The organism is Flagellimonas beolgyonensis (assembly GCF_003992615.1).
In the GTDB taxonomy this organism is placed as follows: Bacteria; Bacteroidota; Bacteroidia; order Flavobacteriales; family Flavobacteriaceae; genus Flagellimonas; species Flagellimonas beolgyonensis.
Genome location: NZ_RZMY01000001.1, coordinates 38,695 through 61,536 on the forward strand (window position 1 = coordinate 38,695; position 22,842 = coordinate 61,536).

Consider the following 22,842-nt stretch of genomic DNA (forward strand, 5'->3'; position numbering starts at 1 on the left):
CTATGCCGAGTTTCTACTCGCGTTGATATTCCCGTACAATGACCTGGTCACAATTTTTTCATACAAATCTTTGTATTCCGAATTTTGGGTAATGTGGTACAGGGCGTTCTGTTGGATGACCAACAATGGCAATACTATTTTCTCCCTAATCTTAACGGATTCCCTGGAAACCTCCTCATCCTCCATCAACATGTGCAAGCCGGCCACCTGAAGCAACATCTTCTTGGATAGCTGGTATTCATCATGCAATATGTTCCAGAAATCACCAAACTCTGGGTCTTCCTTCATATAACTGGTCAAATCGAAATTGGTTTTGGCCAGTGACATCATACTGTTCAACATCAAAGCCTTGAAAAAAGGCACTTCTTTGTACAGTTTTTTCACTTCGCGGAACCGGCCTTCGTCCTTCAATTTCTGAATGGCCGTCCCCAACCCAAAATAACCGGGCACATTCTGCTTTAATTGGCTCCAGGATCCCACAAAGGAAATGGCACGAAGATCAGACAAAGTCAATTTTTCCTTATTGCCCCGCTTTCCTGGCCTACTGCCAATATTGGCCTTGGTGTAATATTTTAGGGTACTGCGATGCTCCAAATACGGAATAAACTTCTCATGCTGTTTCAAGGCATCGTATTTATCAAAACTTAAATCGGACAACTCCTCGATCAATTTCCGTTGTGCAGCCGAGATCACATGCTCCTTTCCAAAAAGGTTATTGCTCAATCCTGCCGTCAACAACTGCTCGGAGTTGTGGATAAATTGCTCTTTGGTACCATACGTACTGGTTATGGTCTGCCCTTGAATGGTCAGCTGTATTTCATGATTGGCCACATCTTTTGTTTGGGCCGCGTAGAATTTATGCGTTTTTCCGCCACCTCTTGCAGGCGGTCCTCCCCTACCATCAAAAAATATGGCTTTTATACCGTTCTTTTTGCACACTTTGCTCAAGGTTTCCTTGGTCTTTAAAATGGACCAGTTGGCTTTGAGGTACCCGCCATCTTTTGTACCATCGGAGAAACCGAGCATTATGGTATGGGTATCGTGTCTGCGTTCCAGGTGCTTGCGATATTTGGGTATATCGAAAAGGGTTTGCATCACTTCTTCGGATACTTCCATGCCCTTCATGGTCTCGAACAGAGGAATGATGTCGAAGGTAATTTCCTTTTCATCCCATCCGCTCCATCGGAACAATCCGTACACAAACAACACCGCAAAAATATCCTCGGAATTACTGATGATGTAGCGATTGCAACCATCCTCTCCATTTTTCCGTTGTATTTCCCCAAGTTGCCGGATATTGGCAATGGTATCCTTTACAATTTCATCTTCAAAATCCAATGGATCCAATTGTATGTTTTTCTGAAGCAACCATTGCACCAACTCCTTTTCCTTGAGCTCGTCCAAACTTTCCTTGATGGCCCCTTGCTTTTTCAAAATGGTCTCCACTGCCAATTTGTGCTTGCTGTGGTCCTGACGGATATCCAATGAGGCAAAATGTGTCTTGAAAATATGCACTTTATCAATAAAGGCATCCAATTCATCCAAGTACAGTTCGTGGTAATCCGCAATCAATTTTTCCCTTACCGCACTTAAATGATCTATAATCTCGGTGTAGGCAATGGGAGCATTGGGGTTGAACATGGCCTGGTATAATTTACCGCTCAATGCATAAAGGTCTTCATGCATACCTTTGAAGGTCAGTTTTTTGCGCAGGTCCTTCAAATCGTTGTAGTAGCATTTCATCAACGTAAGTCGAAGCTCATCGGCCACCTGTTTGGTGATCTCTGCCGTCACAAAGGGGTTGCCATCCCTATCCCCGCCGGGCCAGAAGCCCAATTTAATGATATTATGGTTTTTGAAGTCCTTATCGTGTACATTGCTTTTCACGTACTGATACAAGTCCCCTACGGCATCATAATAGGTGTTTCGAAGAATGTAGATGATATTTTTGGCCTCATCCAAAGGTGTTGGTTTTTTGGCATTGATCAAAGAGGTGAGTCCCAATTGCTGAAGGGTCACATCAATATCATAGATTCTATCTTCATCGATCAGGGTGCGAAGCTCGGCAATAATGTCCAAAACAGCGGGCGTATAAAATTGGGTGGGGTGGGCCGTCAATACGATCCGTGCACTAAAGGTGGATAGCTTTTTGGATACCTTGTCCCAGTTTTTGGTCCGATTCACCAACTCAAAATAATCCTTAATGGTCAGCGAGCTACTGTATTTTTGAAGTTTCGGAAAAGCAGCATCCTCCACACTATCATACAGCACCACTTGGCGTTCCACATATTGAATGATGCGGAACATAAAATCCAATCGCTCTTTTTCATCGGTAATTTCCACGAAATTGGAAAAAAAGACCTCCAAGATTTCCTGGGGCTCCTTTCCTTCCCTTAGTCCCTTCTCGCATTGATCCAACAAAAGGGGAATCAGGATACCAACGTTCTCCACATTCTTGTACGGTAGACTCAAGAACAGGCTGTTGTAGATATTGAACTTATTGGTTACGGATTTTTTAAATTCTTCTAACCGTCTGGAATGCTGCATGAAATAATGAATGTTAGTGTTAGCACAATTGGTATTCACCCAAAGATCGTGATTCTTGGGCAACCTCGGGCGTAATTTTAAGCGTATCACAATTTTGGGTAGGCACCCTTTTATCGTAACACTGGCTTTACTCCTTAAAACTTACTGAAAATTGGGGTCTTTGCCAAGGATTTATCGAATGAAAACAGGCTCGTTCGGCTTTGTGGTATGCTCTTGACTGAACATATAGCCATCATAGTTGAATCCTTTGATGTCATCCAATGTTTTGGCATCCGTATCCAATATGTAGCGGACCATGGAGCCTCTGGCCTTTTTGGCAAAAAAGCTAATGATCTTCAACTTATCGTTTTTCCAATCTTTAAAGACCGGTGCAATTACGGGAACCTTCAATTCTTTTGTGTCAATGGCACCAAAATATTCATTGCTGGCCAGGTTGATGAACAGTTCACCTTCATCCAACTCGTTGTTTAGGGCTTCGGTGATGTCCTTTTTCCAGAATTCGTATAAATTTTTCTTACGGCCCACTTTGAGTTGTGTACCCATTTCCAATCGATAGGGTTGCATCAAATCGAGTGGTTTCAAAACACCGTAAAGTCCTGACAGAATCCGCAAGGTATCTTGTAGGGTATCCAATTTATCTTCAGGAATGGTATAAGCATCCAGTCCTTGATAGACATCCCCGTTAAAGGCATAAACAGCCGGTCTGGCATTGGCTGGGGTAAAGGGCACTGAAAATTGTTGGTTGCGCTCCCAGTTCAACTCGGCCAACTTGTCCGAAATCGACATCAACTCCGATAAGGCTTTAGGTTTTTTCTTTTTGAGAACGGCGTTCAATTTCTCCGCTTGCTCCAAAAAAATGGGATCACTGTGCCGTTTGGTAGGCAATGTGGATTCAAAATCGAGCGACTTAGCTGGGGAAATAACAATTTTCATTCGGTTTTATTTTTTGTAAAAATAGGGAGGAATTCAATTTTGGGGAAGTAATCTCCAAAGGTGTTTTCAATCCTGTGATTGATGGAAACTATAACTCATGGTGCTTGGCATAACTTCGCCATTTTTCTATGCAGTTCACCATATCTTCGGGCAGTTCGGTATCAAAACGCATAAACTCACCTGTTACCGGATGTTCGAACCCCAAGGTTTTGGCATGCAATGCCTGCCGGGGCAATTCCTTGAAGGCATTTTCCACAAATTGCTTGTATTTGGTAAAGGTGGTCCCTTTCAATATTTTATCCCCACCATAGCGTTCATCATTGAACAGGGTATGGCCAATGTATTTCATGTGCACCCGAATCTGATGGGTTCGGCCTGTTTCCAGTTTACAGGAGATCAAGGTAACATACCCATAACGCTCCAATACCTTGTAATGGGTCACGGCTTCCTTACCGTCTTCACCATCGGGAAATACCATCATTTGCAGACGGTTTTTGGGATTTCGGCCAATATGGCCCTCCACAGTTCCTTCCTCTTCCTCAACATTGCCCCAAACCAGGGCCACGTACTCCCGTTCGCTGCTTTTTTCAAAAAACTGTTGTGCCAAATGGGTCATGGCCGCCTCGGTTTTTGCAATCACCAACAATCCGGAAGTGTCCTTGTCGATACGGTGCACCAATCCTGGCCTATTGGAACTGTTATTGGGTAAATTTTCAAAGTGATAGACCAGGGCATTGATCAATGTACCGGAATAATTACCGTGTCCGGGATGCACCACCATGCCGGCTGGTTTGTTCACCACAAGGAGTGTATCGTCCTCATAAACAATATCCAAGGGAATATCCTCAGGGGTCAGTAAAAACTCGTAAGGTGGATGTTCAAACAGTACTTTGACCTCATCACCGGCCTTTACCTTGTAATTTTGTTTTACAATGACACCGTTTACCCAAATGTGGCCTTGCTTTGCCGCTTGCTGGATTTTATTTCGGGTCGCGTTTTCAATGAAATTCATCAAAAACTTGTCCACACGCAAAGGTTCCTGTCCTTTGGAAGCCAAAAACTTATGGTGCTCAAAAAGGTCGTCAGGGTTAAGTTCCTGGTTGTCGTTGGCGTCCATACTTATTGGGAATCGGCCTTTACCCTGGCACTGCCCGGAATGGTACCATTACCGCAGATCAATTCAATTTTGGAAGTTTTGGGCAACTTATCGCCCGGCTTCACATATTTCCCTTTGAATTTCATATTGTAGACCATGTCCTTGCCCAATTCATCAATGTAAGTAACACGTTCCACATCCAAACCTACCGCCCTGAGCATGGAAGCCGCATTGCGTTGGGTTACTTGAATAATGTCGGGAACACTCACTTTTTTATAGCCCGAAGGGTTCACAGTAAAATAAATCTTCCGATTGGATTTCACCTTATTTCCGGCAGGTGGATCTTGGTCCAAAATGGAAAACCTGGGATAGTCGGGATTATAATTGGACGAATCCAATATTTGATAGCGCAATCCTGCTTCTTCCACGGCACTCCTCATTTCCATCACCGACATTTTGGAAAAGTCAGGAACCTCGACAAACTCCCCATGATTGGTGGTACTTTTAAGCCATTGGAGTGATACTAATACCAATATAACAACGGCAACCACGGCCAAGCCGAGTTGGATGAGGAATGTCTTGCTTTTCAAAAAATTCAAAAAATTTTTCATGTTTAAACCTTATGGCAACAAATATAGGAAAGCCATGTCTTTTTTCTTTACTTTGGGCTTGCGTTATTTACCTGAACATGAAAAAGAACATAGCCATCATAATGGGAGGTTTCTCCAGTGAATATGGTATTTCCATGAAAAGCGGCAACGTGGTTTTCAACTATCTGGATCCAGACCAATATAACCCTTTTCGAATCATCATCACCAAGGAAAAGTGGGTATATCTGGATAAAAACGAGAGAGAGTTCCCGGTAGACCGTTCGGATTTCAGCATTATGGTGGATAATAAAAAAATCACTTTTGATTGCGTGTTCAATGCCATTCACGGCACTCCAGGCGAAGATGGGCTTATGCAGGCCTATTTTGAACTCTTGGGTATTCGACAGACCTCTTGCAACCATTATGAGGCGGCACTCACTTTTAACAAAAGGGATTTATTGAGCGTCCTCAAACCCTACAATGTTCCATGTGCCACCTCTTATTTTCTGAACAAAGGCCAAGAAATCGACGGGGATGCCATTGTTGCCAAAGTCGGACTTCCCTGTTTTGTAAAGGCCAATAGGGCCGGTAGCAGTTACGGAGTTTCCAAAGTGTACAAAAAAGAAGATTTGGAGCATGCCATTACAAATGCGTTCAAAGAGGATAACCAAATCATCATCGAATCTTTTTTGGAAGGAACCGAGGTTTCCGTAGGGGTAATCACCTACAAGAACGAAGTAACGGTCTTGCCCATCACTGAAATTATTTCGGAGAACGATTTTTTTGATTTTGAGGCAAAGTACCAAGGCAAATCCAAGGAAATCACCCCTGCCCGACTGAACCCAACACAAGAATCGAATGTCAGGAAATTGGCCGAAACCATTTACAGGGTCTTGGGACTAAAAGGCTATACGCGAAGTGAGTTCATCTTTATTGGAGACACACCTCATTTGCTAGAGGTAAACACTACTCCTGGGTTGACAGAGGAAAGCCTTTTACCGCAACAGGCCCAATGTGCGGGCATCTCCCTGGGCGAACTTTTCGACAGCGCCATTGTGGAGGCATTACGATAGAAAACAGTATTTTTAGACAAATTATTCCACACATCATGAGACGCGCATTGTTTCCCGGTTCCTTTGACCCATTGACCTTAGGCCATTACGATATCATCAAAAGAGGGATTACCTTATTCGATGAGTTGGTCATTGCCATTGGGATCAATGCCGACAAAAAATACATGTTCACTTTGGAAGAGCGCACCCAGTTCATCAAAGATGCGTTTAAGGACGAACCCAAGATCAAGGTGATGACATATAAAGGTATGACAGTGGACTTTTGTAAGGAAATCGGTGCTGATTTTATTCTTAGGGGGCTACGTAATCCCGCGGATTTTGAATTTGAAAAGGCCATTGCCCACACCAACCGAAAACTATCGGAAATCGAAACGGTTTTCCTTTTGACCTCTTCAGGAAAATCATTTATCAGCTCTTCCATTGTGCGGGATGTGATACGAAACGGAGGTGATTATTCCGGGCTCGTACCTGATACTGTTATTGTTAGGCATTAAGATGCGTTTTTAGCCGCTTTTCAGTAGGACGTTGTAGGTTAAATCTTATAACAATTTTGACGTAATAAGTCGTAAATCCGTCCAAAAACCACATTTTTCTATTCTTTCACAACATTAACTGAGGTAAATATTTCATTTCTTCTACATTGGTGGGAAATTTCTTAGTTAAAGAAGTTTTTAAAACCCCCGTACTTTGAAAGCAGTTGAGAAAATCGAGCAGCATTATTTGATCAAACAGTTGCCAAAAGCCACTGCCCTTGTGTCCAATGATGGTACATTGATGGATGTGTCGGACTCTTGGAAAGAACTCTTTGGCAAAAAAATAAATCCAAAATCTCCTATTAATGTTAGGTCTATTTTTTCAGATGTTGAAAATTTGGACATCAAACTTCTAGGTGGCCAAACCAAATCCATTCGTCACCAACTCAAGCGCGAAACAGAAATCCTTTGGTTGGAAAGTCATTTTACCCCTTGGTTTGATGATAAGGAAAATTTAATGGGAACTATTATTCAGACGGATAATATCTCACGGGAAATAGAAGCGGAACTACAACTCGAACGGGTGAATACCATGTTGAGAAGCAAGTCCGAGGTCTCCAAAGTTGGATGTTGGGAATTTGACATTAAATCAGAAGAACTGTTTTGGTGCGATGAGACCAAAAAAATCCATCAAGTGCCGAGTTCTTTTGTCCCAAACGTTAACGAAGCCATCAATTTTTACAAACAAGGCTACAGTCGCAACAAAATATCCATGTTGTTCCACAAAATTTTAAATGACGGAAAGCCTTTTTGCCAAAAGTTACAGATCATCACCCACCGTGGCGAAGAACGATGGGTTCAATCCGCTGGAAAAGCTATTATTGAAAATGGGGAAATTGTTCGGCTTTTTGGCACCTTTCAAGATATAAACGAAGAAATGGAGTCCGAGGCCAAGATCAAGGGCAATGAGCAATTATTGACCACATTGATAGATAACCTACCGTTGAACGTTTTTGTAAAAGATCTGGATTCCAAAAAAATACTGGTCAACAAGGCCGAGTGCGAATACCTTGGCAAAACCCCGGAAGAATTATTGGGCAAATCCGATTTTGACCTATATGACAAGGAAGTGGCCAAAATTTCCAGGGACGAAGACTTGGAAGTGATCCGTACCCTTAAACCCATTTTGGGAAAGGAAACCATAAGCATAAAAAAAGACGGCCAGATAACCAATTTCCTTACCTCCAAGATTCCCTTGTTCGACATTGATGGAAAGATCAATGGTCTCATTGGAATCAGTATGGACATCACACCGATAAAAAAGAAAGAGGAACAGCTACAGCATTTAATAAATATCACCTCTGTCCAAAACAAAAAGCTCATCAATTTTGCCCATATCGTTTCGCATAATCTGCGATCGCACTCCGCGAACTTTTCCATGTTGCTCCAATTCCTGAATTCAGAAGAAAACGAGGCGGAAAGAAACAAAATATTGAACATGTTGGAGCAGGCTTCCGATAATCTATTGGAAACACTCTCCAATTTAAATGAAGTGGTGGATATAAACACCAATATTAACCTTAAGAAGGCTCCAATCCAATTGAACCATGCCATTACAAAGGCCCAACAAAATTTAGCGGCTTTGCTGGATAAAAATAAGGTCATCATAGAAAACCAAGTGGACAAAGGCATATCCGTTTTAAGTATACCGGCCTATTTGGACAGTATTTTGCTGAACCTGATGACCAATGCCGTAAAATACCGCAGCCCCGATAGACAGCCAAAAATCACCATTACAGCCAAAAGGATGGAAGGGAAGATAATGCTCGATTTTACCGATAATGGTCTTGGGATTGACTTGGAACGGTATGGCGATAAAATATTCGGAATGTACAAAACGTTCCATAATAATAAAGACGCCAAAGGTTTTGGACTGTATTTGATAAGAAACCAAATCGAAGCCATGGGCGGCCAAATCTTAGTTGATAGTAAAGTGGACCATGGAACAACCTTCAAAGTATATTTCAATGATGAAAGTAAATAGCATATTTATAGTGGATGACGACCCGATTACCGTTTTCGGAATCAAAAGGATGTTGAAGCCGGTGACCAGTTGTGAAGACGTCGAAATCTTCCAAAATGGGAAGGAAGCGTTCGATGCCTTGGTGACCAAAATGGAGCAGGGGGATAACTTGCCCAACGTCATCTTCCTAGACATCAATATGCCGATAATGGATGGTTGGGACTTTTTGGAAGAGATGCTTCAATTGCCAATCGAGGAACGGATCGTTATCAATATCCTGACATCCTCTATTGATCCCATGGATCATCAGAAATGGAACGAATTCAAAAGCAAGTGCTCACATGTACTCAACTTTAAGAACAAACCCATTTTTAAAATCGAAACCAGCGACCTGAACTGCTTGAATATGGCTTCATAATCAATTAAATCCGTATTTTTGGGGGCGAGCAAAATACCATGTATCAACTTAAAGCCCCCGTACTGTTTTGAAAAAATTAGTCCTTTTTGCCTCCCTTATTTTTTTGTTCTCCTGTGAACAAAAGCAACAGGACCAAGTTGCCTCCTTCCAGACCATTTTTGAGGAATCGGATGGTATGGAGACTGCCACTTACCAACAAACCATAGATTTTTATATTGCCCTGGCCAAGGAATTTCCCGAAATCAATATCCACACTATTGGAAAGACTGATAGCGGGTACCCGTTGCACATGGTCACCTTTAACCCAGATGGTGATTTCAACTATGAGAACATCCGAAAGGAAAAGTCGATTATACTGATCAACAATGGCATACACCCAGGCGAAAGCGATGGCATCGATGCCACGATGATGTTTTACCGAGATTTGGCCACCGGAACCCTTCCCAGTCCAAAAAATACGGTTTTGGTTACCATTCCCATCTACAATGTTGGAGGTGCATTGAACAGAAACTCCACATCCCGCGCCAACCAAAACGGCCCGTTGGAATATGGCTTTCGCGGCAATGCCCGCAACTACGACCTGAACAGGGATTTTATTAAAATGGATACCAAGAACGCAAAAACGTTCGCGGAAATCTTTCATTCGGTTAAACCCGATGTGTTTGTGGACAACCATGTAAGCAATGGGGCAGACTACCAATACACCCTCACCCACCTGTTCACACAACACAATAAATTGGGCGGTGAATTGGGAAGCTACCTACACGAGACTATGATGCCCGGTTTGGAAAAATCCCTTGCTGAAAAAGAATGGGACATTACCCCTTATGTTAATGTTTTTAACGTGCCACCGGAACTTGGATTCAGTCAATTTATGGACCATCCCCGCTATTCCACGGGCTATACCACTTTGTGGAGCACTCTTGGGCTCATGGTGGAAACGCATATGCTAAAACCTTACAAGCAAAGGGTCGAGGGCACCTATTCCCTAATGCAAAGTTTGATGGAAGTAGTGGAAAAAGAACATAAGAACATCAAAGCCCTGCGAAAAGAAACCTTGGAAAAGAATCTGGAACTTTCGGAGTATTATTTTAACTGGCAAGTGGACACGACCCAAAGCTCTACCCTTCAATTCAAAGGGTTTGAAGCGGAACGCATAACCAGTGAAGTTACCGGACTCCCTCGCCTCAAATATGACCGGGAGCGACCTTTTGTAAAAGAAACTGTCTATCGCAACTATTTTGTTCCCATGGATACAATTTCGGTGCCCGATGCATACATCATAAAACAAAGCTGGCAGCATGTGATCGAGCGGCTCGATGCCAACAAAATCCAATATTTTAAATTGGAAAAGGATACCACACTATCGGTGGAAGGGTACAAAATTTTGGACTACGATACCCGGAATATGCCATACGAGGGCCATTATCCACATGCCAACACCCAAGTGGAAAAACATACCATGCAAGTGCATTTTAGAGCCGGGGATTTGGTCGTATCTACGCACCAGCCTGGTATCCGATACCTTTTGGAAACTTTGGAACCCCAAGGGGTGGATTCATTTTTCAATTGGAACTTTTTTGATACTGTTTTACAACAAAAAGAAGGCTTCTCCCCCTATGTGTTTGAGGATGTCGCCTTGGAAATGATCCAAAAAGATTCCGTACTTCGAAATGAATTTGAGGCCAAAAAAGAAATGGATCTTAATTTTTCCAATAATTGGTATGCACAATTGGATTGGATTTTTCAACGTTCCAAGTTTTTGGAAGACGCCTATTTGGGATACCCGATCTATCGGGTGGCCAAGGGCAGTGAGGCTTCAGGAATTCTGATCAAATAAGGAAGTGTCATCGAACAAAATCTTAATGTTCATATAACTGTTCTGCAGTGCCTTTTTTATTTTTTTCGGACCCTTCCACCTAACTTTTACAATGCCTTCCGATTTCTCGGCCACAAGCTTTCCGTCATACGCGGTCGACATCACAAACCAATGCGTCTGCTTTAAACGATATTCCCCATTGCGTTTGAATACATGGTAGGTGGTTTTTAAAAACCGGTCTATGGTGAGTCCGGTTACCCCAGTCTCCTCCTCCACCTCCCGAATGGCGGCACTTTCAATGGTTTCACCTTTGTCCACTTTGCCTTTGGGCAGGTCCCATTTCCCGTTTCGTTTGATGAATAGCACTTTCCCTTTTGGATTGACCACCAAGCCGCCCCCAGCCACAATAACCGGAATCTTGTGCATGAAAAGTTTCAGGATCTTGTCTCCATCGGGATGGTACAGATAGGCCTTTTTTAGTTTCTTTTTGGACAACAGGCCAATGGCCTGCATAATGGAATCGCCATCCAGCTCGAATAAATTTTCCTTCGCTTTTTTGGGTCGCTCGTTTGTTAAAATCAGTGGGGACTCATTAACAAAAACTTCATACATTTGCGCAATGGTTTTAGATAAGGGAATCGCTAAGAAAACAGCCGAGCTGTTATTACAAATTAATGCAATTAAGTTGGAACCCGAAAATCCCTTTACTTGGGCTTCGGGATGGAAATCGCCCATTTATTGCGACAATAGGATCATGCTATCCTATCCGGAAATCCGCAATTTTGTCCGTGAGGAAATGGCCAAACAGGTGGAGAACCTGTACGGCAAACCGGATGTGATCGCCGGTGTGGCCACTGGTGCCATCGGTATTGGGATTTTGGTGGCAGAAGCACTTGGACTGCCGTTCATTTATGTAAGGCCCGAACCAAAATCACATGGCAGACAAAACCAAATTGAAGGCTATTTGGAACCAGGCCAGACTGTTGTGGTCATTGAAGATTTGATCAGCACAGGAAAGAGCAGTTTAAATGCCGTAAGGGCCTTAAAGGACCAAAATGCGAATGTAAAAGGCATGGTGGCCATCTTTACCTACGGTTTTCCGGTGGCGACGTCCAATTTTGAAGCTGAAGGCGTGGAGCTCCACACCCTATCCGATTACGAACACTTGGTGGAACAGGCCTCCGAAACACATTACATTAAAGAAACTCAATTAAAAACCCTGTTGGAATGGCGATCCAATCCACAGGAATGGAAATAAATTACCAAGAATGCACATAGAAGCCGCTAAAAAGAAAGTTGCCAAAAGCGATAAAGAAGTTTTTGAATTCTTGACCGACATCAAAAACTTTGAAACATTGATGCCCGAGAATATCGATAAGTTTGAGGTACTTGATGAAAATACGTTCAAGTTTGCACTTAAGGGCATGCCCGAAATCGTGCTTAGGTTAAAAGAGCAAAATCCAAACGACAAAGTAATTTTGGGCGCTGCAAGCGATAAACTGCCATTTACCCTTACCGCAGACATTACCGCATTGGGCGATTCTGAAAGTGAGGTTGGATTGAGTTTTGAAGGACAATTCAATGCCATGATGGCGATGATGATCAAATCGCCTATCACCAATTTCATGGAAACCCTATCCAACAATTTGGATAAAATAGGTCAATAAAGTAAGGTCACTTCCTTTAAATCGAACGACCTGAATATCTGGTCCTCCAGTTCAATCACCAATTTACCAGAATCCGATACGTTCCGGATGAACCCCATGAACCGTTCCCCGTTGGAATCGGTAAATGTGGACGGCTTATCTTTACGGAACAACATTTTTTCATACGCTGGCAATAACTGGGCAACCGTTTTTTGCTCAATGGAATCCAAATGAAATTGCAATCTTTCCAAGGTTTTATCCAACAATTCCTCCAAATTTTGTGATTGACCCATTTCCAATTTTATGGAAGTGGCTTTGGTCAAACCCCCAAAATCTGTTTGGTTCACATTGAGTCCAATGCCGATCACAGCATGGGAAACCTGAGCTCCCTGTAGGATGTTCTCTATCAATATCCCGCATATTTTTAAGGAACCTGACATAATGTCGTTGGGCCATTTTATAGTGACATTGGATAATCCTAAGGTTCGTAACACATCGCAAAGGGCCATGGAAACCCCAATATTCAACACAAATTGCTGCTGGACACGCAAGGCGCTAAAATTTTTCAAAACACTGTAAGTTAGGTTTTTACCGCTCTCCGATTGCCAAGATGTGCCCATTTGCCCTCTTCCCTTCAACTGATTTTTGGCCACCACCGTGGTGTAATCTTCCATCGGTGAGGTCATCAAAAGGCCCTTTAAAAACAGATTTGTGGAATCCGTGGCATCAAGTTTGATTATTTGTGATTGTTTTCCCAATTTGACGTGCCTTATCGATTTGTTAAAAACTAGGGCTAAGAAAACAAAAAAAACATAACTTTGCAGAAACTAAAATATTTGAATGCAGAAAACGAAAGCTAGCGCAGATGAACTGATTGCCTTGATTTTGGAAGGGATTGAAGAAGTAAAGGGAGTGGATATAAACCTGCTCGACCTTAGAGAAATCGAAAATACAGTTTGTGACTACTTTATAATCTGCAATGGTACTTCCAACACGCATGTAAACGCAATTGTTTCTTCTATCCAAAAAACCGTCAGTAAAGCAAGCAAGGACAAACCTTGGCACATTGAAGGTTCCGAGAACGCGGAATGGGTATTGATGGACTATGTCAATGTTGTGGTACATGTATTCCAAAAACATATTAGGGAATTCTACGATATTGAAGGGCTTTGGGGAGATGCCAAAGTGACCATGGTGGAGAGCAGTTACAATTCTTAAAAAAAAATGGCAAAAGAGAACAATCCGAATAATGTCCCAAAAAAGCCACGATTTAGTTCGTGGTGGATCTATGGTGTGATCATAGCAATGATCATTGGTTTCCAATTTTTTGGGGGAAGCAGTTTTTCAAGTACAGAAAAAACAACAACCTCCGAATTGCAGGAGTTTTTGCGCAATGGCGACATTTCCAAAATCGTCATCATTACAAATACCCGACAGGCCAAGGTATATTTGACCGAAGAGGCCCTCAACAAGGATGTGCACAAAGGGGTGGCCAAAAAGCCCCTGTTCCCATCCAGCGGATTGATGCCCCAATACGTATTGGATTATGGGGACTTACAGATATTCCAGAATGAGATTACGGAGATAAAGAAGGAAAACAACCTCGATACCATTGTTGAATTCGATACAGAATCCAACGTATTGGGCGAGTTATTGCTGTCCTTATTACCGTTTGCCTTGATCATCGGTATTTGGATCTATTTGATGCGACGAATGTCCGGAGGTGCCGGCGGTGGTGCTGGAGGCCAGATTTTCAATATTGGAAAATCCAAAGCCAAACTATTCGACGAAAAAACAGATACTCGAACTTCATTCAAAGATGTTGCCGGCTTGGAAGGCGCCAAGGAAGAGGTTCAGGAAATTGTGGAGTTTCTTAAGAATCCCGATAAATATACTTCCCTTGGAGGAAAAATTCCGAAAGGTGCCCTATTGGTAGGCCCTCCAGGAACAGGTAAGACCCTTTTGGCCAAAGCCGTTGCCGGTGAGGCCAAAGTACCCTTCTTTTCACTTTCCGGTTCGGACTTTGTGGAAATGTTCGTTGGTGTGGGTGCTTCCAGGGTACGTGACCTTTTCAAACAAGCGAAGGATAAATCCCCTGCCATCATATTCATCGATGAGATTGATGCTATTGGTCGTGCAAGGGGTAAAAACAACTTTACAGGTTCCAATGATGAACGCGAGAACACATTGAACCAATTATTGACCGAAATGGACGGTTTTGGAACCAATACCAACGTAATCGTATTGGCCGCAACCAACCGAGCAGATGTGTTGGACAAGGCCTTGATGCGTGCCGGTCGTTTTGACCGTCAGATCTATGTGGACCTACCCGACCTGAACGAAAGAAAAGAAATTTTTGAGGTGCACCTACGCCCCATCAAAACTGCGGAAACCCTTGATTTGGATTTCTTGGCCAAACAAACCCCTGGTTTTTCTGGAGCTGATATTGCCAATGTTTGTAACGAAGCTGCCCTGATCGCTGCCAGAAAAGAGAAGAAAGCCGTTACCAAACAGGATTTCTTGGATGCAGTGGATAGAATTGTGGGCGGACTGGAAAAGAAAAACAAGATCATTACCCCAGAAGAGAAAAAGACCATCGCGTTCCACGAAGCAGGACATGCCACGGTAAGTTGGATGCTGGAGCATGCCGCACCGTTGGTAAAAGTGACCATCGTGCCGCGTGGACAATCGTTGGGTGCCGCATGGTACTTGCCCGAAGAGCGCTTGATCGTTCGTCCAGAGCAAATGCTTGACGAAATGTGTGCTACCATGGGTGGTAGGGCCGCTGAGAAGGTCATCTTCAACAAAATTTCCACTGGTGCCTTGAGCGATTTGGAAAAAGTGACCAAACAGGCTCGTGCCATGGTTACCATTTACGGCCTTAATGATCAACTTGGTAACATTACCTATTATGACTCCTCGGGTCAAAATGAATATGGATTTACCAAACCTTATAGTGAGCAAACCGCCCAAAAAATCGATCAGGAAATATCCAAGATGATTGAGGAGCAATACAAACGCGCCATCGATCTGCTTCAAGAAAACAAGGACAAACTTACGGAGTTGGCGGAACGACTTTTGGATAAAGAAGTTATCTTTAAGGACGACTTGGAAAAAATCTTTGGTAGAAGACCTTTTGAAAAAGAGGAAGAATTGGAGCCAGCGAAATAAGCCAATTATTGAATTAGCAATGTGCCAGATACCATAAATGGGAGTTTTTAAAAAACTTTTTGGGGGAGGAAAAAAGGTTTCCAAGGAAACTGTGGAAACCCGTGGTGAACATATGCCCGATCTCAAAATACCCGTGGATGAAAAATTCACCATCTATTTCAAAAAAAATGGAGGCAAATTTATATACTGTGAAGATTTCAGTGAAGTCTCCGAAGCCTTAAAAAGCATTGTTTCGGAAAACGATTGGCAAAACCATCCATTTTATACCCTTGACCCTCGACTGGAAGCCCGCTTTTCATCAGAAAACCTAACATTTACCAACAATAGGCAGGAAAGCAATATTTTCTTTACCACCTGCGAGCATTTAGTGGCCCACAACGGTTCCATTTTGGTATGCTCCAATCAGATCAAAGAGAAAAAATTGAACGAGTTGCCAACCAACCTTATCGTATTTGCCACTACCAGTCAATTGGTCGACTCCATTAGTGAGGCACTCAAGACCATCAAGGAACGCTATCAAAAGGATATACCCAATAATATCACCACATTAAAGCACTTTCAACCCACTCCAGAAAACAAAGATGATTTTCTTTCCTACGGAAGTGCCTCAAAAAATGTCTATCTTTTACTCCTAGAAGACTACTGATTTCATGAAAGAAATATTACGACGCTCCATTACGGGGGTCATTTATGTTGTACTTCTGTTAGGGGCGGTGTTCTTGAGTTCGGATGCTTTCGATTTCTTGTTCATGACCTTCGGGTTGGGCTGTCTGTATGAATTCAAGAAGATTGTCAGGCTTAAAGGTTACTTCATTTTTGTGGCCTATTTGGCATTATGGTGGGTCTATATTTATCTAATACAGGACCAAACCGCAATCACCATCTTGATGCTACTCACCTTGGCAGTCGACTTGGCCCTGCTCATGTTCTTGTTCTCCAAAAAGAGCAAACATTTCACGGAAGTCCAAAAATTCCTAATTGCTCTTTTCTACATTGGGGGCGGGTGTATTTTCCTGACAATGATTCCGTACAAACAAGACGATTTTGCCCAATTCCTGATCATGGGCATATTTATTTTGATATGGGTGAACGACACCTTTGCCTATTTGGTGGGCCGAACTTTAGGCCGAACAAAACTTTTCCCATCAGTTTCCCCAAAAAAAACCATTGAAGGTTCTGTCGGAGGTCTTATTTTTGCACTGGTTGCCGCCTATTTTTTATCATGGTACGAAACAAAACTCACTTTGATGCAATGGATGGCCATGGCAACGATCATTGTGGTTGCCGGAAGTTTGGGCGACCTTTTGGAGTCCAAGTTCAAACGTATGGCCGGAGTAAAGGACAGTGGAGCCATATTACCGGGGCATGGTGGAATTTGGGACCGTTTGGATAGTTTGGTGTTCGCCGCACCTTTTGCTTATTTGATACTTAATTTGTTCTCCTATGTTTCATAAAGAGGGTCAAAAGATTATAATTACAACATTCTTTTTAGTGGTTGCTGCCGTACTGGCCGCCCAATATTATATTGATTTGGAATGGGCCAGATATGCCGTCCAAATAGCGGCCCTTCTCTTATTGATTGCCATTCTGCAGTTCTTCAGGAACCCAAGGAGACCAGTGACCCCAAATTTTGATGATATTTTGGCGCCTGTCGATGGAAAGGTGGTTGTGATCGAGGAAGTGGACGAAACCGAATATTTTAAAGACCGAAGAAGGCAAGTATCCATATTTATGTCACCGGTGAACGTACACGTAACAAGGTACCCTGCCAGTGGCACCATTACCTACTCCAAATACCACCCAGGCAAATATTTGGTGGCGTGGCACCCAAAATCAAGTACTGAAAACGAACGTACCACAGTAATTCTCCATACCCCAAAATTTGGGGAAATCGGATACCGTCAAATCGCCGGTGCCATGGCACGCCGCATTGTTAACTATGCGGAAGAAGGCGAACAAGTGACACAAGGTGAGGATGCCGGTTTCATTAAATTTGGCTCACGTGTGGACCTGTTATTGCCCTTGGATTGCAACATTACCGTAAAATTGAACCAAAAAGTAACAGGCGCCAAAACTTGTATCGCTTCCTTAAGACCACAAGATGACTGATGAAGAGCTACATAAAAGGTTCGATGCGGCCGTAAACTTCGTAAACTCGTATACGGAGCCTTTGCCTGCTGATCTTTTGCTCAAACTATATGCCTATTTCAAAATAGCCAATAGGAATTTTGAAAACCCAGGCAGCAGAACCCCATTGATCAATGCCTTTAAAGCGAATGCCCTTTTTCAAGCCAAAAACATCAGTGCCAAAGAAGCGATGCAGAAGTATGTGGCCTTGGTGGAAAAAGAATTGAAATCGCTTTAGGATACCAAATCAGGAGATACAAACGATTTTTCAAAATAAGTGAAGTAAACGGCAAACATGATGGTGGCCAAAAAATACAGTGCCACCAAATAACTCCCATACGACCAAAACGCATCCAGTCCAAACCAATCGTTGGTCCAATAGATCAAGATCAATCCTGCAACACCCCTGGCCACCTCAATCCATATCGCGTATCCTTTACGGTCCATCAAAGCCGTGTACCCAAATATTCCAACCATAACAAAGGCTCCGAAATACAACAAGCCATCAAAACCGATTTCGGCATAGTTGTAGAACATGAACAGCATTAAAAATGTGGTAAACACCAACTGAAAAATGGAATACGCCTTAAGTCCCCATGAAGTGGAGGGCTGGTATTTTTCAAAATGATAGACATCTTCTATGATTTCCACAGGATATTTTTCTTTCACATCTGCTGGCCGCCAACCAGTCGGCATAAACCAAATTCGAAGTTTGTCCCAATAGCTTTTGGTTCGCCATGTATCCTGCATCAAACGCCATAAATGCTGAAAATTGATGATAATGGGATTCCATGTATGTGCTGGTTTCAAAACACCATATTGGGGTGGCACATCGTCCAGTTCTTCTTGAAAGGTACCGAACATTCGGTCCCAAACACAGAAAATCTGCCCTAAGTTCTTATCGATATATTCCCTGTTGATGGCATGGTGCACCCGATGTTGGGAAGGAGTAACGATCACATATTCCAACCAACCCATTTTCCCGATATGACGTGTATGGTACCAAAATTGGGCAAACAGGTGAATCGGTGCCAAAACAGCGATAACCGTATTGGGAACCCCAAACAGGGCTGCAGGTATCAATAATAGAGCATAATAGCCCAATAAATTGGATATGGGTTGGCGAAGCGCGCAGGCCAAATTGAATTCCTCGCTACTATGATGGATCACATGCTGGTTCCAGAAGAAATTGATATGATGGCTCAAGCGATGGTTCCAATAGCCCGCAAAATCCAAAGCAATGAATGCCACTACCCATACCAACCAAGTGGCTTTGATCTCCACAAGGGCCAAATGTTCCAAAAGAAACGGATAACTGATCAAGATAATACCCAAACCCAAGGAATCCTTGACCACGTTGGTGAGTCCGGAACTGAGGCTGCTCACAGTATCCATTACATTATGCATTTGGTTTTTTACCAAACGACCATACAGTACTTCAACAAGTACCAATCCTACAAAAAATGGGATGGCATATAACAATGCCGCTGCATACGATTCCATTCCTAATAATTAAATTTTTCGATGCAAGTAAGGGGTTATGCGATAGAAAGTTACTCCAAATTTTTAAATAATTGGATATCATGGGCATCCGTAAGATCGGGAATATGCTCCGATCGGGGAATACAAAGCACACTTTTTGGTCGCTCCATAACCATATTTCCCACTGCCTTTGGCAACTCCTTTTCATCACGAATAGGATCTAACGGACAGTTTTTGAGATAAGGGTAGATATCTCCGCCATAAAAACTAAAAATGTTCATGCTCACTCGAAGCTCCCCTGTTTCATCCTTATAACCAGGAATATCCTCCATGGGTGGTTTCTCCACAATCTTTTTCAAATAACCCTCCGAAGAAATATCCATGACCGCAAACTTGGAAATACGTTCATCTGAATATTCAAACCCCGAACTGCCATAGCTAATCAGTGCATTGGGTGCTTTCCTTTCCATCCTGAGATCCTTGAAAGCACCTACGGAATACAAATTGTCGCCATTACAAACCGTAAAGGTGGTTTGCTTCAACTTAGGGTATTGATCTAAACATTGTTGCAGGGCATCAGCAGTTCCCAATGGTTTTTCTCTTTTATCCGGCACCTGTTGAACCGCCAGATATACCTTTAGACCGGCAGGCAATTTTTGGTCACTGACCAACTCTTGAAAGACCTGATTTTCCGGACTGGTAATCAAATACAGGTTTTCATAGCCTGCTTCCACAGCATTCTTTACCAAATAATATAAAAATGGACGGCCATGCTTCCCGACTGGTATGAGACTTTTATGCGGAATATTGTCCATTACTCCCCGGTGATCGGAAATCGCTTTCAAACTCCGTTTCATTCGGGAGGAGGCACCACCCACCATAATTATCAGACTTTTATTCTCCATCATCATATTGTTACCGCCACTTCATAAACCGCTTTTGCACCAGCATCCAAAAAGGCGTTCTTGACCTTATCCACATTTTCATCCAAAACCATGGCCACCATACAGCCACCACCACCGGAACCTATGGTCTTTGCCCCCAATGCACCTGCTTTCAGCGCTTTTTCCATCATGTTGACCATTTCTGGTGGGGTGTTCTTGATTTGATGTTGAAGAATGGCTTGATGTTCGTTCATCAACCTGCCCAATCTCTGCACATCCGGATGTTTCTTTTGCAGCTCTTCCTTGGCCTGAAGGGTTATCTGGTAATTGAAAATGGCCGCATACCAGTGATTTTGATACTCTTGTGGCACTATTGACCTGTACTTTTCATAGTCCGCTGGTGTGGATTCCTTTAAATTGAAATCTGGATGGTGTTGCTGAATGGCCGACACTGCATTTTGGGCATAAACCCGTGCATTTTTAAGCACGGTAAGTGTCTTCTTGGCCAAACCCGATTCGGCCACTAATAATTTGCCCACATCTGCACTCAATCGGACACTTTCACCACTTTGGGTATCGATGTACAACAAGCCTTTTTGGGCAATGGTATATTGATCCATGAGTCCGCCAGGTTGATCAAAGAACAACACCTCAGCCTCATAGGCCCAACGACCAATCTGATAGTCGCTAATGGTCTCCATTTTACCCTGAGTGGCAACCAAAAAACGCAGCCAAGCCACCACCAAAGCTGATGAACTGGACAACCCGGCATTTACAGGTATGTTTCCAGACACTTCAATGGCATAGCCTTCGTCAAAATGAAAGCCTTCCTTTTTGAGTACTGCCATGCAGGAACGGAAATAATCGTCCTGTAACACCTGCTGCAACCCATTTTTGAGGTCAATCACAACCTCGTCGTTCAAGTCCAACAATTCAATATGAAAATTCTTTTCAGGAATTCGACTGGCCTTCAACTGAATGAACCGATCAATGGTACCTGCGATAACGGGAAGTCCCAAATAATCCTGATGATCGCCATAAAAACAAATGCGCGCAGGAACTTTTAGTTGAATCATAAATATAAATCAGCTTATTATATCCAAAGGCTTGGTTTCTGTATAATTGCCCCTTGTAAAATCGGGAAAAGGCTGGGGTGCACCTCCACTGGCCACGGAGCGCTCGCTCAAAGGGGATACGGCACTCCACAGACAACCTTCGTACACATTTTGATCCAAAGGCAGCCCTTTCTGGAGACATTCCACAATGCGATACACCATGATCCCGTCCATTCCGCCATGTCCACTGCCTTTGGCAGCTTCGTTCAACCGTTTGTACAGGGGATGGTCATATTTCGCGTACAATTGCTCCAATTGTTCCCCTTGCACCCACGAATGGTGATCTTTGGTAATGCCCTCCACACCACCTTCAAGGGCCACCCGGGTGGGGAAGCCCGCCAAGGTTCCCTTGGTGCCCTGTATCAAGTTCAATCGGGAATAGGGTCTTGGACTTGTTTCATCCCATTGCACCATAATGGTCTTGCCCATGGTGGTTTTTATGATGGAGGTGTTCAAATCACCACCCTTAAAATTCAATTGGTTCCATTTATGGTCTTTGGGGTAATTCTTTTTTGCATACATGGCCCTGCCCCTTGCCGGGGTTGAAAATGAGACCAAGCTTCCAAAAGTATCCTCTCCCCTGGCCAAGCTCATGTATTGGGCCACCGGTCCCAGTCCGTGGGTAGGATAGAGGTTGCCATTGCGTTTGGCATAATGATGGGTACGCCAAGACCCCGTTCCCCGCTCCTGCTCTTCCATTTGCCAACGTAGTTCATGGATATAGGCTGCCTCACCGTGTAAAATTTCACCGATCAAGCCCTGTCTGCACATATTGAGAAACATGAGCTCATCACGACTATAATTTACGTTTTCCAGCATCATACAATGCTTTTGGGTGCGCTCGCTGGCATCCACAATATCCCACATTTCCTGGATGGTGGTTGCGATGGGCACCTCTACAAACGCATGTGCCCCCTGCTCCATGGCACCGATGGCCATCGGCGCATGGTTGGCCCAATTGGTCGCGATGAACACAACGTCGGGGCGCACTTCCTGCAACAGGGTCTTCCATCGGTTTTCGTCCCCCCAATATTGTTTGATGTTCCTATGTCGGTTCGGTCCACCGGCCTCATTGACCCATTGGGTTTTTTCCTTGACCAAATCCTCGTACAGATCACAAATGGCAACCACCTCGGTTCCTTCCAAAGCGGCAAAAAATTTGGCATGTGTGCCCCCTCTTGCTCCTACTCCGATAAAGGCTGCACGGACAGTTTCAATTTTTGGAGCGGCATAACCCCCCATATAAATCGAAGATAGCGGTCTTTCAGAACCGGCCTTTAGATAACTTGGAACCATGGTCACAGCGGCTGCGGACAAAGAGGTTTTCTTGATAAAACTGCGTCTATTGAGGTTTTTCATGATAGATATGCGTTGGTTTTTTACTTCAATATATTGATTTCCAAAGTATGAAAAAATGAAGAAAGGGAAGACTTCTTCCCTTTCTA

General features: G+C 43.3%; 23 protein-coding genes. 13 read left to right on the forward strand and 10 right to left on the reverse strand.

Annotated features, from left to right (window positions below):
* From EO131_RS00225 to EO131_RS00240, 4 genes are all read right to left on the reverse strand, one after another.
* Positions 1-2,547 (reverse strand): phosphoenolpyruvate carboxylase, encoded by a 2,547-nt coding sequence (locus EO131_RS00225; protein WP_127018347.1) that lies wholly within the window; start codon positions 2,545-2,547, stop codon positions 1-3.
* Positions 2,548-2,718: 171 nt separating this feature from the next.
* Positions 2,719-3,480: a peroxide stress protein YaaA gene (gene yaaA / locus EO131_RS00230; RefSeq protein ID WP_127018348.1), complete on the reverse strand. Its 762-nt coding sequence runs from the start codon at positions 3,478-3,480 to the stop codon at positions 2,719-2,721.
* 88 nt (positions 3,481-3,568) lie between these two features.
* A complete protein-coding gene (locus EO131_RS00235) occupies positions 3,569-4,597 on the reverse strand; it encodes an RluA family pseudouridine synthase (protein WP_127018349.1) in 1,029 nt (342 codons plus the stop codon).
* A 2-nt stretch (positions 4,598-4,599) separates the two neighbouring features.
* Entirely contained in the window at positions 4,600-5,187 is a 588-nt protein-coding gene (locus tag EO131_RS00240; RefSeq protein WP_127018350.1) for a PASTA domain-containing protein, read from the reverse strand.
* Between the two features lie 77 nt (positions 5,188-5,264).
* On the opposite strand from EO131_RS00240, the gene EO131_RS00245 reads away from it, so the two are divergent.
* From EO131_RS00245 to EO131_RS00265, 5 genes are all read left to right on the forward strand, one after another.
* Complete coding sequence (locus EO131_RS00245) at positions 5,265-6,239, forward strand: D-alanine--D-alanine ligase (RefSeq protein WP_127018351.1); 975 nt, start codon at positions 5,265-5,267, stop codon at positions 6,237-6,239.
* Between the two features lie 35 nt (positions 6,240-6,274).
* Complete coding sequence (gene coaD, locus EO131_RS00250) at positions 6,275-6,733, forward strand: pantetheine-phosphate adenylyltransferase (RefSeq protein WP_127018352.1); 459 nt, start codon at positions 6,275-6,277, stop codon at positions 6,731-6,733.
* 193 nt (positions 6,734-6,926) lie between these two features.
* On the forward strand, positions 6,927-8,756 hold the full coding sequence (locus EO131_RS00255; RefSeq protein ID WP_241243749.1) for a PAS domain-containing sensor histidine kinase: 1,830 nt from the start codon (positions 6,927-6,929) through the stop codon (positions 8,754-8,756).
* Positions 8,740-9,153 carry a response regulator gene (locus EO131_RS00260; protein ID WP_127018353.1) on the forward strand — a complete coding sequence of 138 codons (414 nt, stop codon included), beginning with the start codon at positions 8,740-8,742 and terminating at the stop codon, positions 9,151-9,153. Before EO131_RS00255 ends, EO131_RS00260 begins: the two co-directional genes overlap by 17 nt.
* A gap of 67 nt (positions 9,154-9,220) precedes the next feature.
* Complete coding sequence (locus EO131_RS00265; RefSeq protein ID WP_127018354.1) at positions 9,221-10,993, forward strand: M14 family metallopeptidase; 1,773 nt, start codon at positions 9,221-9,223, stop codon at positions 10,991-10,993.
* Here EO131_RS00265 and EO131_RS00270 read toward each other — a convergent pair.
* Positions 10,973-11,584, reverse strand: a complete 612-nt coding sequence (locus EO131_RS00270; protein ID WP_127018355.1) for an NUDIX hydrolase — start codon at positions 11,582-11,584, stop codon at positions 10,973-10,975. The two genes, EO131_RS00265 and EO131_RS00270, sit on opposite strands and share 21 nt — an antisense overlap.
* A gap of 7 nt (positions 11,585-11,591) precedes the next feature.
* On the opposite strand from EO131_RS00270, the gene pyrE reads away from it, so the two are divergent.
* Positions 11,592-12,230: an orotate phosphoribosyltransferase gene (gene pyrE, locus EO131_RS00275; RefSeq protein ID WP_127018356.1), complete on the forward strand. Its 639-nt coding sequence runs from the start codon at positions 11,592-11,594 to the stop codon at positions 12,228-12,230.
* A gap of 10 nt (positions 12,231-12,240) precedes the next feature.
* A complete protein-coding gene (locus EO131_RS00280) occupies positions 12,241-12,639 on the forward strand; it encodes an SRPBCC family protein (RefSeq protein ID WP_127018357.1) in 399 nt (132 codons plus the stop codon).
* On the opposite strand, the gene EO131_RS00285 is transcribed toward EO131_RS00280, so the two are convergent.
* Positions 12,633-13,376 carry a biotin--[acetyl-CoA-carboxylase] ligase gene (locus EO131_RS00285; protein WP_127018358.1) on the reverse strand — a complete coding sequence of 248 codons (744 nt, stop codon included), beginning with the start codon at positions 13,374-13,376 and terminating at the stop codon, positions 12,633-12,635. The genes EO131_RS00280 and EO131_RS00285 overlap by 7 nt on opposite strands.
* 82 nt (positions 13,377-13,458) lie before the next feature.
* Here EO131_RS00285 and rsfS point away from each other — a divergent pair, with 82 nt between their 5' ends.
* From rsfS to EO131_RS00315, 6 genes are read left to right on the forward strand one after another with little or no spacing between them, the layout of a single operon-like run.
* Positions 13,459-13,836 (forward strand): ribosome silencing factor, encoded by a 378-nt coding sequence (rsfS, locus tag EO131_RS00290; protein WP_127018359.1) that lies wholly within the window; start codon positions 13,459-13,461, stop codon positions 13,834-13,836.
* Between the two features lie 6 nt (positions 13,837-13,842).
* Positions 13,843-15,789 (forward strand): ATP-dependent zinc metalloprotease FtsH, encoded by a 1,947-nt coding sequence (gene ftsH, locus EO131_RS00295; protein ID WP_127018360.1) that lies wholly within the window; start codon positions 13,843-13,845, stop codon positions 15,787-15,789.
* A 37-nt stretch (positions 15,790-15,826) separates the two neighbouring features.
* Entirely contained in the window at positions 15,827-16,435 is a 609-nt protein-coding gene (locus EO131_RS00300) for an LUD domain-containing protein (protein ID WP_127018361.1), read from the forward strand.
* Between the two features lie 4 nt (positions 16,436-16,439).
* Positions 16,440-17,243, forward strand: a complete 804-nt coding sequence (locus EO131_RS00305) for a phosphatidate cytidylyltransferase (RefSeq protein ID WP_127018362.1) — start codon at positions 16,440-16,442, stop codon at positions 17,241-17,243.
* On the forward strand, positions 17,233-17,898 hold the full coding sequence (locus EO131_RS00310; RefSeq protein ID WP_127018363.1) for a phosphatidylserine decarboxylase family protein: 666 nt from the start codon (positions 17,233-17,235) through the stop codon (positions 17,896-17,898). Before EO131_RS00305 ends, EO131_RS00310 begins: the two co-directional genes overlap by 11 nt.
* Positions 17,891-18,154, forward strand: coding sequence for an acyl-CoA-binding protein (locus EO131_RS00315; protein ID WP_127018364.1), 264 nt, complete (start codon positions 17,891-17,893; stop codon positions 18,152-18,154). The genes EO131_RS00310 and EO131_RS00315 overlap by 8 nt, the downstream gene beginning before the upstream one ends.
* On the opposite strand, the gene EO131_RS00320 is transcribed toward EO131_RS00315, so the two are convergent.
* The 4 genes from EO131_RS00320 to EO131_RS00335 are packed head-to-tail and all read right to left on the reverse strand — an operon-like array spanning position 18,151 to position 22,756.
* On the reverse strand, positions 18,151-19,419 hold the full coding sequence (locus EO131_RS00320) for a sterol desaturase family protein (protein WP_127018365.1): 1,269 nt from the start codon (positions 19,417-19,419) through the stop codon (positions 18,151-18,153). The genes EO131_RS00315 and EO131_RS00320 overlap by 4 nt on opposite strands.
* 50 nt (positions 19,420-19,469) lie before the next feature.
* On the reverse strand, positions 19,470-20,303 hold the full coding sequence (locus EO131_RS00325; RefSeq protein ID WP_241243750.1) for a sugar phosphate nucleotidyltransferase: 834 nt from the start codon (positions 20,301-20,303) through the stop codon (positions 19,470-19,472).
* A gap of 2 nt (positions 20,304-20,305) precedes the next feature.
* Entirely contained in the window at positions 20,306-21,358 is a 1,053-nt protein-coding gene (locus EO131_RS00330; RefSeq protein ID WP_127018367.1) for a mevalonate kinase family protein, read from the reverse strand.
* Between the two features lie 9 nt (positions 21,359-21,367).
* Positions 21,368-22,756: a Gfo/Idh/MocA family protein gene (locus EO131_RS00335; RefSeq protein WP_127018368.1), complete on the reverse strand. Its 1,389-nt coding sequence runs from the start codon at positions 22,754-22,756 to the stop codon at positions 21,368-21,370.
* Positions 22,757-22,842 lie beyond the last annotated feature (86 nt).